17 protein-coding genes are annotated in these 16,048 nt (G+C 39.5%); all 17 read right to left on the bottom strand.

Going from position 1 to position 16,048, the window contains the following annotated elements:
* Positions 1 to 5: 5 nt before the first annotated feature.
* Positions 6 to 707 carry an acylneuraminate cytidylyltransferase family protein gene (locus BUQ87_RS05905; protein WP_038265902.1) on the bottom strand — a complete coding sequence of 234 codons (702 nt, stop codon included), beginning with the start codon at positions 705 to 707 and terminating at the stop codon, positions 6 to 8.
* A 68-nt stretch (positions 708 to 775) separates the two neighbouring features.
* Positions 776 to 1,945 carry a UDP-N-acetylglucosamine 2-epimerase gene (neuC, locus tag BUQ87_RS05900; RefSeq protein WP_038265899.1) on the bottom strand — a complete coding sequence of 390 codons (1,170 nt, stop codon included), beginning with the start codon at positions 1,943 to 1,945 and terminating at the stop codon, positions 776 to 778.
* A complete protein-coding gene (gene neuB / locus BUQ87_RS05895) occupies positions 1,942 to 2,940 on the bottom strand; it encodes an N-acetylneuraminate synthase (RefSeq protein ID WP_038265896.1) in 999 nt (332 codons plus the stop codon). Before neuB ends, neuC begins: the two co-directional genes overlap by 4 nt.
* Before the next feature lie 36 nt (positions 2,941 to 2,976).
* Positions 2,977 to 3,645 (bottom strand): SGNH/GDSL hydrolase family protein, encoded by a 669-nt coding sequence (locus BUQ87_RS05890; protein ID WP_159434274.1) that lies wholly within the window; start codon positions 3,643 to 3,645, stop codon positions 2,977 to 2,979.
* Positions 3,646 to 3,714: 69 nt separating this feature from the next.
* A complete protein-coding gene (locus BUQ87_RS05885) occupies positions 3,715 to 5,556 on the bottom strand; it encodes a motility associated factor glycosyltransferase family protein (protein ID WP_038265892.1) in 1,842 nt (613 codons plus the stop codon).
* A gap of 19 nt (positions 5,557 to 5,575) precedes the next feature.
* Positions 5,576 to 5,806 carry a hypothetical protein gene (locus BUQ87_RS05880; protein WP_038265890.1) on the bottom strand — a complete coding sequence of 77 codons (231 nt, stop codon included), beginning with the start codon at positions 5,804 to 5,806 and terminating at the stop codon, positions 5,576 to 5,578.
* Positions 5,807 to 5,887: 81 nt separating this feature from the next.
* The gene (locus BUQ87_RS15655; RefSeq protein WP_038265888.1) at positions 5,888 to 7,504 is read right to left on the bottom strand and encodes a flagellin N-terminal helical domain-containing protein; all 1,617 of its coding nucleotides are present in this window, start codon (positions 7,502 to 7,504) and stop codon (positions 5,888 to 5,890) included.
* A gap of 165 nt (positions 7,505 to 7,669) precedes the next feature.
* Positions 7,670 to 7,804, bottom strand: coding sequence for a hypothetical protein (locus tag BUQ87_RS15650; protein ID WP_278309038.1), 135 nt, complete (start codon positions 7,802 to 7,804; stop codon positions 7,670 to 7,672).
* Positions 7,805 to 7,815: 11 nt separating this feature from the next.
* Positions 7,816 to 8,040: a carbon storage regulator CsrA gene (csrA, locus tag BUQ87_RS05870; RefSeq protein ID WP_038265886.1), complete on the bottom strand. Its 225-nt coding sequence runs from the start codon at positions 8,038 to 8,040 to the stop codon at positions 7,816 to 7,818.
* 1 nt (position 8,041) lies between these two features.
* Positions 8,042 to 8,467 (bottom strand): flagellar assembly protein FliW, encoded by a 426-nt coding sequence (gene fliW, locus BUQ87_RS05865; RefSeq protein ID WP_038265883.1) that lies wholly within the window; start codon positions 8,465 to 8,467, stop codon positions 8,042 to 8,044.
* Positions 8,468 to 8,626: 159 nt separating this feature from the next.
* Complete coding sequence (gene flgL, locus BUQ87_RS05860) at positions 8,627 to 9,715, bottom strand: flagellar hook-associated protein FlgL (protein WP_038265879.1); 1,089 nt, start codon at positions 9,713 to 9,715, stop codon at positions 8,627 to 8,629.
* 41 nt (positions 9,716 to 9,756) lie between these two features.
* Positions 9,757 to 11,418, bottom strand: a complete 1,662-nt coding sequence (gene flgK / locus BUQ87_RS05855) for a flagellar hook-associated protein FlgK (RefSeq protein ID WP_038265876.1) — start codon at positions 11,416 to 11,418, stop codon at positions 9,757 to 9,759.
* Between the two features lie 142 nt (positions 11,419 to 11,560).
* A complete protein-coding gene (locus BUQ87_RS05850) occupies positions 11,561 to 12,049 on the bottom strand; it encodes a flagellar protein FlgN (RefSeq protein WP_038265874.1) in 489 nt (162 codons plus the stop codon).
* Positions 12,050 to 12,334 (bottom strand): flagellar biosynthesis anti-sigma factor FlgM, encoded by a 285-nt coding sequence (flgM, locus tag BUQ87_RS05845; protein ID WP_038265871.1) that lies wholly within the window; start codon positions 12,332 to 12,334, stop codon positions 12,050 to 12,052.
* 68 nt (positions 12,335 to 12,402) lie between these two features.
* Positions 12,403 to 12,828, bottom strand: a complete 426-nt coding sequence (locus BUQ87_RS05840) for a hypothetical protein (RefSeq protein ID WP_038265868.1) — start codon at positions 12,826 to 12,828, stop codon at positions 12,403 to 12,405.
* 15 nt (positions 12,829 to 12,843) lie between these two features.
* Positions 12,844 to 13,587 (bottom strand): ComF family protein, encoded by a 744-nt coding sequence (locus BUQ87_RS05835; RefSeq protein ID WP_038265864.1) that lies wholly within the window; start codon positions 13,585 to 13,587, stop codon positions 12,844 to 12,846.
* Positions 13,588 to 13,590: 3 nt separating this feature from the next.
* Positions 13,591 to 15,822, bottom strand: a complete 2,232-nt coding sequence (gene recD2, locus BUQ87_RS05830) for an SF1B family DNA helicase RecD2 (protein ID WP_038265862.1) — start codon at positions 15,820 to 15,822, stop codon at positions 13,591 to 13,593.
* Between the last annotated feature and the right edge of the window lie 226 nt (positions 15,823 to 16,048).

Below are 16,048 nucleotides of genomic sequence, written 5' to 3'. Positions count from 1 at the left end.
ATTTTCTAAAATTCAAAATCCGAACCCATTAAAAATTCAGCAAATTTAAAATCCATTGGTTCGTCTATATCTAAAGAATGTATTTTCTCCATTACATATGGAATTGTATTTTCTGTATACCAGTTCCTATTTTCAAGAATCACTTCCGTCTTAGCCATATAAATTGCTCCATTGAGCTTATATATTTTAGGCAGCTCCTGGCTTCTTGAATAAAATCTGGAGTTTTCCATAAAATCCTTCATAATACCATTTTCCATTTTCTTCATCCAATGCGGATTTTCTTGACACTCACTTATGCTTACAATTGAATCGTGTCCCGATTCAAGCAATTTTTTCACGGCTTCATCTATGTGTTTTGCACTTCTAAACGGCGAAGTACATTGAAGGCAAATGACATAATCCGCCTTGTAATTCTCATTGTCTTCAATCCATTTGATCATATGGATTATGGGATCTATTCCTAGTATCTCATCTGCTGCAAGCTCGTTCGGCCTTAAAACCGGAACTTCTGCCCCGTAAAGTTCACTTATCCTAGCTATCTCTAAGTCTTCGGTGGATACAACTATTTTATCTATATATTTGCTTTTTTTGCATTCTTCTATTGTATGTGCTATTAACGGTTTTCCTTTTAACAGCTTTAAATTTTTTTGAGGTATGCGCTTAGAACCTCCCCTAGCAGGTATTATAGCCAGTATATTCTTGTCCATAAGATCACCTTTTCACATTATTATGGTTTTACATTACAAATAAACAATCGCTATGTTAATAAAATCATTTAATCCACATTTATATCATAAAAACATTTTTTTATTTCTATTTCACTGCTGCTTAAATGCTTTTTTATTTCCTCGATTATTTTATTAGATACATTTCCATCTCCATAAACACCTTTAACATATCTTATCTCATCCCTAAACTCTTTAGATAAAGCCTTTTGTACGGATTTTAAAATATCCATTTTCTCTGGCTCACAATTTATTATTGATTGTGCTTGCACCCTTCCTCTTTGCCTATCTCCAATATTAACAGTAGGGATATTAAACTCTGGCGCTTCAATTATTCCACTCGATGAATTTCCTATCACTCCATCTGCATATTTCATAGCGCTTAAATATCTGAGTGAGCCCATTGAAATAAATGATATGGATTTTTCCTTGTTATCTTCAACATATTTATCAATCATTTTATTAATTATTCTTCCATCCTCATCTGCATTTGCTTTTGTAAATATAATCTTTAGATTTTCAATCTCACTTAATGCATCTAGCAGATGTTGGAATTGTTCTTTTGATGTTTTTTTCTCTAACGTAACAGGATGAAAAGTGACAAGTACAACTTTTTTATTAAATTCAAACCCTATGCTGTTTTCAAGTTCTTCTTTTGATAAAAATTTTATATTTTTTATATTCTCTAGCCCTATTGCTCCTACATTAAAAACTCTACATGGATTTTCTCCCAACTGTATGACTCTTTTTCTGTATTGCTCTGTGCTAGTGAAGTGCAAATAGCTCATTTTAGTTATAGCATGCCTCATGGCTTCATCTATTGCACCTTCCGTAGCTTCTCCTCCATGCAGATGAACTACAGGTATTTTAGATATCATAGCACAACTTGTCGCACAAAATATTTCATATCTGTCGCCTAAAACCACTACCATATCTGGGTTCAGTCTCTCATAGCTTTCAGTGAAGCTCATCATTGCAAGCCCCATGGATTTGGATATGCCTATAGGTGTGTCTGCGCTCAATAAAATTTCAATTTTTTCATTTATTTCATATCCATCTTGTTCTATTTCTTTATAAGTGAGTCCAAATTCAGGTGATAGGTGCATTCCCGTAGCAATCAGTTGCAGTTTCAATTCTTCATCTTTGCATATCCTGTATATCAACGGCTTTAAAAGACCATATTCTGCTCTGGTTCCTGTGACTATACATATTTTTTTCATATTTTTACCATCTCATCCTCATCATAATCGCTCGTTGCTATTTTTCCAATCACATCATCCCATTTCATGGGTGAAACTCCATAACCTGGTCTCTTGACGGTTAAATTTCCCTCTGTAAACATTTCGCCTTTTTTTATTTTGCAACTTGTAACAATGCTCTTTCTGGCAATGCTAATATTATTCAGTTCTGATTTAGATGGTTTTTTTATTCCATCTCCTAAAGCTTTTTCTATATTCCTGATGGCTTTAACCATATCATTTAGTTCTTTTGGATTCAGACTCGCTTTATGGTCTGGACCTTCCATAACCTTGTCAAGCGTAAAGTGCTTTTCTATAATCTCAGCCCCCATTGCCACCGCAGCTATGGGCACTTCTATACCTAATGTATGGTCCGAATAGCCAACCTTCACCTTGAAAGCATCTTTTATTGTGTTCATTGCTCTTAGATTGACATCCTCCATAGGAGTTGGATATTCAGTGTTGCAATGCAGTACAGCTATATCATCTGTCCCATTTCCCCTTAAAATATTAAGGGCCTTCTCCACCTCTCCGAGAGTTGACATGCCAGCTGATAAAATAACCTTTTTTTGGATCTTTCCTATTTTTCTCAAGTATGGCAAATTCGTTATCTCTCCAGAGGGTATTTTGAAGATTTCAATACCCAACTTTTCTAGAAGGTCTATGCTTTCCAGGTCGAATGGCGATGACAAAAATTCAATCCCCTTTGACTTGCAATAGTCAATTAATTCTTCATGTACTTTGCAATTCAGTTCTAATTTTTTTATCATTTCAAACTGACTTTCTTTGCAGTCAGTCGCTTTTTTTTGATAATCGGCTTTTTGCGCATTTTTCAAAACCAAATTTTCTGCTTTAAACGTTTGAAATTTAACCGCATCTACTCCAGCCACGCATGCTACATCCACTAATTTTTTCGCAATTTCTAAATTCCCATTATGGTTAACTCCAGCTTCGGCTATTATAAATGTTTTTCCCACACTATCGCCACCTTGAATATTTTAAATTTTTTATTGTCACTTCAACAATTCATCTATGTGATATTCAACCTTTTCTGCGACTATCCTGTGTCCCTGCTCCCCGTAATGAAACAAATCTTCATCTAAGCATTCCTTTATGCCCTGCTCTTCAAATGCTGAATACACGTCAACAAAAATTACGTCATTTTCCACGCATGCTTTTCTTATTATATCATTGTATTTTTTAATATTCTGATTGGCGTTAATAAATCGATAATTCAAAACTGGCGCTATTGAAAGAACTATTATTTTTTTACATCCAGACTTCCTCAACGCTTCTATAATATTGCAAAAATTTTTTTTTGTATCTTCTATATCTATATAAAAATGAGGTTTACGCAACTTAAGCGTAAAGTACTCGAGGGGATTCAAGAAAAATTTTCTAATAGCGAGACGTATTTTTTCCCCAAGGTGAAGCTTATACATAGATCTAATAATCTTCGACCTCGTTTTTCTTTTCAGTCCTCTCGGCAATGCATCATTTACACCCCACCCGAGTATTACAATATCTGCGTTTTCTTTCTTTGCTTCTTCTATTGTTTCACAGCCTTCATCCGTGGTCTGTCCCGAATACCCTTTAATTAAAACTTCAATATTCCTATATCTACCATTCAATATTCCGCCATATCTATGTTTTTCTTCTAACTTTGCGGGTCCTATTGACATACAATCACTATAAATAAGAATTTTCATATTTTCACCTATAATGTCTTTTATTTTTCAATTCACGCTATGCTAATTGCTTTTTAAAAACTCATATAGCCTGTCCTCTTTTTTTAATTTACACCCATCTTCAAGCAATTCTAAAAACATTATAATTTCAGCCGAAATGCCCAAGAATTTCTTTGCCTGGCACCTTGCTTTTTCAATATTGTCTTGTCCATGATATGAAAACTTATCTACAATTGCTGCAAATTTAAAGCTTAAACTCGGCTCAACCAAGTATTTATACAGATCTATTTGCATCATCTGTTTCTCATAAACATTCATTTCCCTTAATTCATGCAGAGATGCATTGTTTTTTATTCTTTTTTCTATATATTTGTTGATTATTTTAAGACGCTTAATTCTTTCCTCATTAATTTTTTCTATTTCTTTTATTTCTTCCAGTAAACCATCTATAACCAAAGAAATTTCATTTCTATAAACAACTCTTTCCTCATCCGATACATCTATTATATTTTCTATATTGGAAAAATCATATCTTTCTTTCAAATCCTCTTCTATCACCTGTTCAAAAGGCTTCACAATTGTACCTTTTTTCTTTAATCCACCTTCTGTTGCATCTATAAACTCAACATTCTTATTTGCCTTTATCACTTTCTCTATCCCTAGTCTATTCATGTGGAAACCTTTAGTAGTATATACTTTGTTCCCGTATATATCTTTTTCTTCCACAAAATCCTCTTTGTTTATATGCGTATTATGCTCTTTTTCTCTATTTCCACCTGCTCCGCTTGCATACATCGCATTTTCAGTGATAGCCAGGTCAAGCCCCAAGAAAATAATTTTGCTACTGCCAAATACTACTCCCATATCCATAGCACCTATTACAATAGTAGGCCCTGACTCTATAGCCTCATAATCAATATTCAGCTTTTTATTAATATAGTTAGAAAAATGATTAGATACAATGTTCATACATATTTTTTTACCTTTATAGTTCGGCGCAATATCATAATATAGCGTATTTGAATAAATCAAAGGTACATCTTCTGTATCAATGCCTTCAAAAACTTTCAATTCATTTTGGTGTCCATCAAAAGCCATTCTAAAATGAGGTTTTATGCCCTTAGAATCCAATATCTTCATAGCTGTCCCTGCGGCTATTATTATCGCCTTATCTTTTATATCTTTTAAAAGATGTATATTTTTATTCAGTGACGGACCCGCCGCCACTACTATCAGCGGCTTGCCTTTTAAAAGTTCTTTTATTTTATCTGCATTCACATAACCATAGTCCATATTTACTAATGAATTTATAACTAACTGCCTGTTCATATTTCTAGCAAAATTATAATTTCCCAGCCTCATAGTAACTATGTCTTTTGCTATTTTTAGCATTTTATAGCTATATTCTCCAAATAATGTTCTATGCGTTACATGGCTAATAATTTTTATATTATCCTTACTAATATACTTTCCTAATTCTTCGCCTATAAATTCCGGAGATTTGTTGACTAAAAAAGAAATCGACAAACCTGAAACATAATCTGTCAAATCGTGTCTTCCAACAAAGTTTTTAAATATAGCCAGACTAGGTTCTATAACTATAATATTGCTTACTTTAGAATAATTGTTTTTTATATATTTTAGCGCATGCCCCTCACCAATTCCGAACAAAACAACCATTTCTTCTTTTCCATCCATATCACCAAATATGTTCTTCATTTCATTATTTATATCATAAATGCTATGCATATAACATTTTTTATTTTCATATTCAACTAAAAAATTATATTCATCACTGAAAGGCTCTAATTTAACATTGTACAAAGCTTTTTCTTTGATAATAGTGTCATATAGTGCCTTACTCGTTTTTTTTAATATATTGAGATTTTTATTAAATATATCCATTTTTATCACCCTATGTCTTTTAGTTTACTATGCACAGCATTTCAAACTTCAATAAATCAGATATATATTGATAGTCTTTATTTATCATTGCTATTTCTATTTCTTTTATAACATTTAAAAATCTTGATTGATCCTCAATTTTTTGATTCATGGTATTTTGAAGCAAATTTATAATTCGAATGTCGATATCTTTTAGCTTCCCCTTATAAATACCCTTAATAAGGATTTCCGTTTCTTCGACTACACCCATATCCATCTTCTCCTTTTAAAAAAAGAGAGGTCTCTTAATAAGACCTCTCTTTTTATAATAAATACCTCTATACATACACTATTATCTTAGAAGAGACAATACTCCTTGAGGTGCTTGATTAGCTTGTGCAAGCATTGACTGCGCCGCTTGCTGCAGTATGTTGTTCTTGCTGAAGTTCATCATTTCTTTAGCCATGTCCACGTCTCTGATTCTTGATTCAGATGACTGTAGGTTTTCTGCAGATGTATCCAGGTTTTTGATTGTGTGCTCTAGTCTGTTTTGAACAGCACCCAGTGAGCTTCTTTGCTTAGAAACAGAGCTTATAGCCTTTTCTATGCTTGTTATTGCATTTTCTGCCTGAGCTGCAGTGCTTACATTGACACCGGCTACTCCTAGTGCGGCAGATCTCATGTCGTCAACTCCAAATGTCATTGTCTGACCTTTGTTGGCGCCTATCTGATAAGTCATTCCGCCATTTCCAGCAGCGCTTGTCTGCGCCTGGTCAAGTCCTAAATCAGCCGCAGTAGTCGAGCCTGCATTGTCCTTTAATGTAACTGGGCCTGATTCACTGTTTATAACAAAACGGCCGTCATCCGAAGCCGTTACAGTAACCTTCTCAACATACCCCTCTTCACCAGAAGTCTTTCCAGTAGCTGTGTTGTAGTTTGATATTGCTTGGTTTATAGAACTTTGTATAACTGAAGCTCCTGATGCCATTGTTGTAGTTCCACCAGTTATAGCAGCATTAGAACTAAACTTCAACAGCGTGCCGTCAACAGTCAGTTCAGCAGTTGAATTTGCCCCAACAGTAGTTCCATTGTACTTTGATGTTCCGTCTGCAGATACGTATGTATCCTGCATAGCTTTAACAATTCCTGCTGCACCCGCATCTATCTTAGAGTCTATTCCCTTAGATCCGCTTTCTATAACCATCTTTTTAGCAGAGTCTACATAGACATCCACATGCTCTACGTTCTTTCCTGATGCATCTATTGCCTCATTGATCTTTTGCTCGATCAAGTCAGCTGCTGCATTTTTAGCGGCCGCGTCTGTCTTTGGACCTGTTAAGATAGCCTTCTCGTCCGTAGTCAGCGATGCCCAGTCAACTTTTATTTCTGTGCCGTCGATTGTTAAAGTCTCTTCAACGAAATCGCCTGCTGCCGGTAGTGATGTAGCAGCACTCATAGTAGCAGCACCTGTGATAGTACCAGCTGTAAGCTTAGCAACAACTGAGCCAGTCGTAGTGTCCTGTCCAACCACTGCCCCTCCTGCTGACTTAAGGCTTCCATTAAGCAGCTTTTGAGTGTTGAACTCTGTTGTTTCTCCTATTCTGTCTATCTCTGATTTTAGCTGTGAAACCTCGTCCTGGATCGCTGAACGGTCTTCATCTGTGTTAGTACCATTGACAGACTGAACCGAAAGTTCTCTCATTCTTTGAAGTATAGCCTCAGTCTCGCTTAAAGCACCTTCAGCTGTTTGTATCATCGATATACCATCTTGAGCATTTCTCGATGCCTGGTTAAGACCTCTTATCTGTCCTCTCATCTTTTCAGATATAGAAAGACCAGCTGCGTCGTCTCCTGCTCTGTTTATTCTAAGTCCTGAAGAAAGCTTTTCTATAGACTTAGATCCGTTGTTAGCATTGATTCCAAGTTGACGGTGAGTGTTCATTGCCATCATATTGTGGTTGATTATCATAATATATTCCTCCTTGAATTTTTTCGGCATCCATGCCTTTTTATTTCAACTTCTATATGTATAGAAGTTGCTTTTGTGTTTAAGCACTTCCTTTGCAACCGTATAAACAAACTTTGAATTTCAACTTGCGGAAAGCCGGGCCCATTTAGCTTCCCATGTTCATTATCATTTTGTTTTTCTAACTAATTTATCGTACACTGCATTTAAAAACTTTAGTGTTTTTAATAAAATATTTTTGAAATTTTTTTCAAATTCAACCCCTGTATCTAACATTGTAAACTCGGGCATTACTTTATTCATTTCCACATATACTAAGGCCTCTTCAGTCCCTTCAATGCACCCATATCCACTTTTCTTGTAGCCTCCCTGTTTTCACTTTCAACCGCCTTCTTCACTTCTTTCCTAAGTATGGACACGCTCTTGGGGGCGTTTATTCCAAGCTTCACCTTGCCGTTTTCAGACACATCAATCACTGTGATTTCTATATTGTCGTCTATTATTACACTCTCGCCTTTTTTTCTTGAAAGCACGAGCATGCTACTCACCCACTTTCTGGTAGAACTCATATCTTATAGGGTATTCCTCGCCAAGTATTATCTGCTTGCCCTTCTTTTCTTTAGTGTTTATGACCACCGGGGCCTGAAGGTTGGCTCTTATGTCCTTTATATTTTCTGGTATTGTGACCACAGAATAAACAGCTATGTCTTCCATGTCGTCTATTTGAAGCCTTGCGATATCGGCCTGCGGTATTTCAAATTCATAGTCGTCTTTTATCAAAAATGGGTTTATCAGAGGAAACGCTATTTCACTGTCAATCGACTGAAGCCAGTCTATCACCATGTCACTTTCCTTAATCAGCACAAATCTTTTGAGCTGCTCAAATCCCGGAAGGCCTGAATCAAACGCTATTATTCCCTTTTCATCTATGTCTATATCTCCGAAATTACTAGTTTTTATATTCATCTCGACCCCTCGACTTTCTTTATATAAAATAAAATGCCATATGACTATATATGGCATTTTATTTCGAATCTTTTAAATAGATCTCCGGCACTATTTTATCCAAACACTGACAACTTTAAACCTACATTATGAATACGGATTCAAAAATCGGATAGTCTCCTATCTCAGAAAATCTATGAGCGTAGGCTGTATTATCCTCGCCCCTGTCGAAAGCGAAGCCTTGTATACAGCCTCTCTCATGCTAAGGTTCATTACAGCTTCGCCCATGTCCGTATCCTCGGTCTCTGAAAGAAGTTTTGCGAAGTTAAGGTTCATTGTCTCAGCTCTGTCCTTTATGACCTCCACTGTGTTCATCCTCGCTCCCACGTCTCCCCTGAGCTTGTTTATATTGTCCATGTGCACGTCTATGTCCTGGAGAAGATTCGACATTGCTTCGCTGTCTCCTTTTTCCATGGCCGCTATGAGCTTGTCCATGGTCCCCTGGACCATTATCTCCTTTGTGGCGCCGGCTTTCCCCGTATCCTTCACAAGCGTTCCGTCCACGTCGATCTCATTTCCGTCCTTGTCCAGCTGGGGAACATTCATCTTGTAGCTACCCATGAGTGTCAGGTTTTCCTTCCAGTAGTAGTCTCCGCCGGCGTCAGGCTCGTATTTGACCCTGTCCGTCTCTACCGGTCCGAATATCTGGTCTCCTGTTATGTTCACGGTTGATTTTCCAGAAACCCCGACCTGATATTCTATGTCCTGGCCCTTTGTCTTTATGCTGCCGTCAGCAGAGGATATGAACTCGCTGGATATGCTTCCCTGCTTGTCGAGAAACGGCTTGTCGGTTGCGAATCCCGAGAATATGTGCCTTCCAACATAAGTGTCGTTTCCTATCTTTGTCATGTGGTCCTTCAGCTGCTTTATTTCTGATTCTATCTTCTGGGAGTCCTCTTTTGTGAGCACTCCGTTTGCCGCCTGGCCTGTGAGCTCCCTCACCCTGTGCATTACATTGTTAAGCTCTTTTAGTGACGTTTCCGTCTTGTCAAGAAACGAATATGCATCGTCAACATTTCTCGTAAACTGAGCAGTCTGCGCTATGTCTGTATGTATCTTGAGAGACCTTCCCACAAGCACAGGATCATCAGAAGGCCTGTGTATTTTGACTCCGCTTGCAAGGTCGTTGTTGAGCTTGTCCATGCTTCTAAGATTCGAGTTCATGTTACCCATCATTCTGCTCACCATCATGCTGTTTGTTATCCTCAATATGTTCACCGCCTTATAATCTTAATTCATATGTTCTTCTATTACAGCCCTACTCTTCCCATTCTGTTTATAATAACATCTATCATCTCATCTACAGTTGTAAGCATTCTGGCCGCCGCATTGTATGAGTGCTGGAACCTCACCATGTTGGACATTTCCTCGTCCAGAGACACTCCGGATACCGACATCTTCTGTCTTCCGATTTCCGACGTCAGAACCTCCTGGTTGGTTGCAACCCTCTTTGCATCCTGGGCGTCAACCCCCAGGTTCGAAACCAGCGATTTGACAAAATCATCCGGCGAGCCCCATGCAAACATCTCTGTCTTGTTTCTCAGTTCAGACATAGATAGTATGTTTGAATTGTCTCCTGCAAGCCCCTTCGGAGGAGTCCCCTCGTCACTTTTGCCTGCAACCGCCATGTTGTCAAGGTCGTCCTGTATGGCCTGTGAGAGCTTCAGTGACTTTGCGCTCACCTTTGTAACCTTGTACATGTCGCCGCTTGAATCCTTGAACAGGGTGTATCCCTCGTTGCCTTCCTCCCATTTTTTTATTGCCTCTTTTTCAGACATTCCCTTGTCGATGTCCGCCTGTATTGGAGATGATGCCAGTTTTTCTACAGTATACCCAGCGCCTTCCGCCTCGAAGAAGTTTATTCCATGTCCTTCTCCCGGAGCCGTTTCAGCCATTTGGTTGAGGCCGTATCCAGCCCTGTGAACCATGTTTGTCTCTGCTGCAAACGTTGCTACAAATTCATCGAGCTTTTGCATGTAATAAGGTATTCCCTTTTCCACAGAGCCCTCGCCATTGTCCCTCATGTCTATTTGGGCCTTCAGCTTTCCGCTTATGGCATCCGTATTAAACGGCTCCCCCGTTGAAAATTTAAGTTTTTTGACATTTAGCTCTTCAAACCCCTCCGGGTGCTCCATGTTTTCATCTGCCTCTATCTTCACAACCTTGTCGTGCGAGACTATGGCAGTTCCATTTATCAGTATGTTGACTTTTTTGCTCTCGAACCCGTCTGAACCAGCTCCAACTGAAACCTCTTTAACTTCAACCCCTACAAGGTTCGAAAGCTCGTCTATCAGAAGGTTTCTTCTGTCCCGAAGATCGTTAGCCTTGTGTCCTCCAATTTCAGCTCTGAATATCTGCTCATTCAGGTCGGCTATGTCGCTGGCATATGTATTTATCTGGTCTACAGTGGTTCTAACCGCAAAGTCAGAGTCCCTTACCATTTTTTCAAACTGATTGTACATGTGGTTTACAGAATACGAAAGCGAATTTGCCCTTTCCCTGACAAGCGCTCTTGTCGTAAGCGAGGATGGGTCCTTCGAAAGCTCCTGAAGTGAAGAAAAATAATCGTCCATTACAGACCTTATCCCGCTCTCGCTCGGCTCGTTCATTATGGCCTCTATTTCAGAAAGAGACTGATACCTGAATGACGATTCCCCGTACACTGTATTTTCATACCTGAATTTACCGTCCAAAAATTCATTTCGTATCTGGCTTATCGATGTCGTTGTAACACCTGTTCCAAGTATTCCGCTTGGAAGTTTCATAGGTGTTTCCTGAACCTGTTCAAGCCTTTGCCTGCTGTATCCCGGTGTTTCAGCGTTCGCTATATTGTGTCCCGTGATATCAAGGGCTCTTTGCGCGGAAAAAAGCCCCGATTTCGCTATATTAAACCCAAAGAAAGTCGATCTCATTTGTTATCACTCCCGGTGTTTCACCAAAGGGAACCTATTGCTGTGCCTGGCAAACCACAGGGACTGGCTTAACGGTTGTGCTTTTCAACCGGAAAACCGTCCCTGTGGTTCATCATCTCTGTTCGCTCTGGCGTATTTTATTTTAGTATTTTGAGTCAAAGCTTACCCCGCCGCCTGGCAACGGCAGCGTTTTGTCCTTTGAATAGCCTGAAGGTTCCCTTTTCGCAGTCATTATATTTACATTGAGGTCTATATATTCAAGCGTAAACTGCATTAGCGCCTGGTTAGTGCTGTTTTTCTCTTCCAGCTCCTCAAGCACTCTTCTAAGCTCATTTGCAAGGCCTTCAATCTCGTGCATTTTTTCCACAGACTTCCTTCCTACTATTTCCTTTATGTCCTCGACCTTTCTTATTCCTGCGCCTCTTCCTATTCTTGCCGCCTCAGACGCTCTTTCCTTTTCAAGGAGTATCATTTCCTTTACCATTTCCTGCTCGTCTATTATCATCTCGCTCAGCCTCTTCACATCATCGCCAAGCAGCACTTCCCTCTTCTCGTTCGCCAGTTCCAGCAGCCTCTTGTTCAAGTGGAGCTGCCTGGAGAGTATCTGGATGAACCTTTCTATATGCTCCATTTAAAGCTTCACATCCTTAACAGCGCTTTCGAATATATTTTGAGCGATCTTTTCCTTGTCGACTTTGTATGTTCCGCTTTGCACGTCCACTTTTATGGCCTCGACCTTTTCGCTTCTGATTTCAGGAAGTTTCCCGATCGCTTCCATTGCGAACTGATAGTCCCTGCCCGCCTGCGATATTTCGATCTTGTCGCTCTCTATTTTATTGCCCTTTACATTCTCAGTGCTGCTTTTCCCATAGGTTTTCATTATTTTTTGTATGTTTGAAAATCCGTTTATTTTCATAAAAAACGCCTCCTGTAACGATATGCTTATGTATTCTATATCGTCAAAAAGGCGTCTTTCTTTAGTCTTTATTTTTTATTGAATCTGTCAACGTGCATCGCAGGCTTTTTCGAACTTGAAGGCTCTGGCTCTGGGCTTTTTTCCTTTTTCATGGAGCTGAGCGCCCCAGAAAGCTCCTTTTTAAGCTCATTCTCACACGATGCGCAGTATTTGCCCTTATGTATTGACTTTCCGCATCTGCTGCACTTTAAAAACGGATTGTCATCCTCTATTATCTCTATTCTTTCTTCTCTAAGATAGAGCATTATTTTAGTTCTTTCAACCCCCGTGGCTGCAGAAACCTCATTTACGTCCGAGCCCGGATTGTCGTATAGGTACTCCCTGACTTTTTTGAAGTCGTTCTCGTATGCCTCATTTCGGCATTTTTTACAAAGATTTTCTCCAAATTCGCTTCCAAACGTCCTTCCGCACGAGATGCAGTTTTTCAGTTCCATAATTTCCCCTCCAAATCAATATATGTTTCTGCCAGTGGCGAGACATATTACATAAACACCTTCCGCCCCGCCTTCCTTGAGCGTAATTGCAATTTCACTTGAAGTCGATCCCGTTGTTAGTATGTCATCTACAACAAGAATATTTCTGTTACTAATAATATTATGTGAATATTCATTCAAAGTAAATACACCTTTTAATTCTTTTTTCCTCTCATACCTTGAAAGCCCTGAAAGAAAATCGGTATCCCTTGTCCTTTCAAGTATGTCTTTACATGGTTTTTTGCAAAACCTCGAAAGCTCATCCGCCATTATTTTCGCCTGGTTGAACCCTCTGGCCCTTAGCCTCTTTTTAGAAAGTGGAACCGGCACTATAATTTCAAAATCCATCTGCTCGTACTCGAGTTTGTCCATTATTATCCCAGCCAGATATTTGCCCATGAATGTCTTTTTGCCGTATTTAAAAGCGTATATCATCCTGTGCACCAGATCGTCATACTCCATGCAGCAAACCGCCCTGTCAAAATTAAGCCTTCCGGCTCCATCCATACATGAGCTGCAAAGCCTTTCGTGCATTTCTTCCGGTATTGGCTTTCCGCATTTTTCACATCCATTTTTTATGAATCTCAATGAGTCAAAACAGTGTTTGCAAAGTGAATAAGTATTTCCTTTTGGTATTGGCTCTCCGCAGCAAATACACTTTATGCCGCTTGGAAAAACAAGTTCCAACGCCGCATCCGCCAAAGACCTGATGAAGTCCATTTTCTAGTCTCCTTCCAGTATGCCTTCCCTGAAAAACATCTCTAGCCTTTGCCTTATGGATGAAAACCTTTCCTGTATCCTGTTGTTTTTTATCATTTCATTTAAATATCTCTTCTCACCTACAAGCACCACGAGTTTTTTCGCCCTTGTTATGCCCGTGTATAGAAGATTTCTGGTCATGAGCATGGGCGGTGCCCACACAAGCGGCATCACAACAGCCTCAAATTCGCTCCCCTGGCTCTTGTGAACTGTAGTGCAAAAGCTGTGGTCTATTTCGTCGGTTTCGCTGTATTCGTATTTTGCAATTTTGACATCATCAAACAATATATAAAGAATCTTCGAGGCCTTGTCAATATGGTATACATACCCAATGTCCCCGTTAAATACTCCCTGCCCCTTTTCGCTGCCGTCTTCGCTTTCCCATTTCTTGTCATAGTTGTTTTTTATCTGCATGACCTTGTCGCACACCCTGAAAACCCTTCCTCCTATCTTGTCCTGCTCCTTCAAATGAGAATGCGGATTGAGCCTTTCCTGGAGTATGAGGTTAAGACTTCCCACTCCGGCATCGCCTTTTCTCATCGGCGAGAGCACCTGTATGTCCTTTAGCGGGTCAAGCCCATAATAAGCCGGAAGTCTGCTGCCCACAATTCCGGCTATCTCCTGGGCGCTTTTAGAAGATCCCTGGGCCTCTATGAAGAAAAAGTCCTTGTCCTTTTTATTCAAAACAGGCGGATCCCCCTTGTTTATTCTGTGGGCGTTTACCACTATCATGCTCTCCTTTGCCTGCCTGAACACTTCGTCAAGCTTCACAGTGCTTATCACTCCCGAGTCTATCATGTCAGAAAGCACATTTCCGGCTCCTACAGGTGGAAGCTGGTCAACATCCCCCACTATTACAAGTCTTGTTCCCGGCTTCACCGCCTTTAAAAGGTTATACATCAGTATTACATCTATCATCGAAGCCTCGTCTATTATTAGGGCGTCGCAGCTTATGGGCTCGTCCTCATCCTTTAAAAACACTGACTCTTCCTCGTCAGCCGAATATCCCACCTCCAAGAGCCTGTGTATTGTAAAAGCCTCTTTTGAAGTGGCTTCGCTCATTCTCTTTGCCGCTCTTCCCGTGGGTGCTGCGAGCTTGACTTTAATTTTCTCGCTTTCAAACAGCTCTATTATGGAATTTATAGTAGTTGTCTTTCCAGTACCAGGCCCTCCGGTTATTATGGTTATACCGCCTATGGCAGCTTTTTCCACGGCTTCCCTTTGTTTTTTTGCAAGGCTTATTGAATTTTTCCTTTCTATGCTGTCTATTCTATCCTTTATGTCTATTTCAAGCTCCTCTATATCCGCACTTGCAATTTGAACAAGCTTTTTGCACACTCCGCTTTCAGCTATATAGTATGGAAACAGATACACCTTCTGGTCGTCTCCTCCATTTTCAATGTGTATGAGCTGTTGTGCAGCCATTTCATAAACCTGCATTTCTATAGCACTCTTACATACGCCCAGTAGCTCTGATGCTTTTTTGCACATCACTTCCCGCGGTAGATACGAATGGCCTGAAAGCGCTCCGTTTTTAAGGGAATGGATTATCCCCTGCTCTATGCGCCCTTTCGAAAGAGGGTCTATCCCCATTTTCATACCTATGCTGTCGGCAGTTTTAAACCCTATTCCCGGTATGTCCTGGGCTATCCTGTATGGATTCTCCCTTATTATGTTCATGGCCTTTTCCCTGTATTTTTTGTATATCTTAAGACAGTATGTGGAACCTATTCCATATGGTATAAGCTGCATCATTATGTTTCTTATTTCCCTGTCCTGGGCAAAGCTTTCCATTATCTTCTTGGCCTTTTTTTTCCCTATGCCATCGACCTTCATTATCTTTTCGGGACTTGTTTGAAGAACCAAAAGGGTCTCCACCCCGAAAGTATGGACTATTTTTTCCGCAAGCTTTGGCCCTATTCCCTTTATGCTCCCCGACGATAAATATGCAAGTATTCCCGATACGGATGATGGCGTTGCTGGCATGAAGCTTTCCGCTTTGAACTGAAGCCCATACATTTCATGGCTTTTCCATTCCCCACTCACCCTGATGGTCTCACCCATTTTGACAGTTGCAAGGCATCCTGTGACAGTTACCTCCCCCTCGTCAGTGTTCATCCGGGCTACCGTATATCCATTTTCTTCGTTTTGAAATATAATTTCTGATACCGTTCCCTGTATATTTTCTATTGCCATTTATAAACAATCTCCTTAAAGTAAGGGCTTTTCCCTTCAAATCTTATATTGTTATTATATCAGATATGCGCCCATGCTTGAATTTTGAAGTCTCATATTCATTAAAATTATTAATAGTGCATATTGCCTTTGCAATAATCTCAATAGTTAGTTATGTTTGATTCAGAACCGAATATATGTCGAATTTTACAATTCAAGCTTTAAAAGTTATTTTTTAACAAAAAAG

Origin of the sequence: Peptoclostridium litorale DSM 5388, from assembly GCF_900141635.1 — a bacterium.
Classification (GTDB): domain Bacteria; phylum Bacillota; class Clostridia; order Peptostreptococcales; family Peptostreptococcaceae; genus Peptoclostridium; species Peptoclostridium litorale.
The sequence above is the reverse complement of the archived record's forward strand: the minus strand, read 5'-3'. Positions and strand labels throughout refer to the sequence as shown.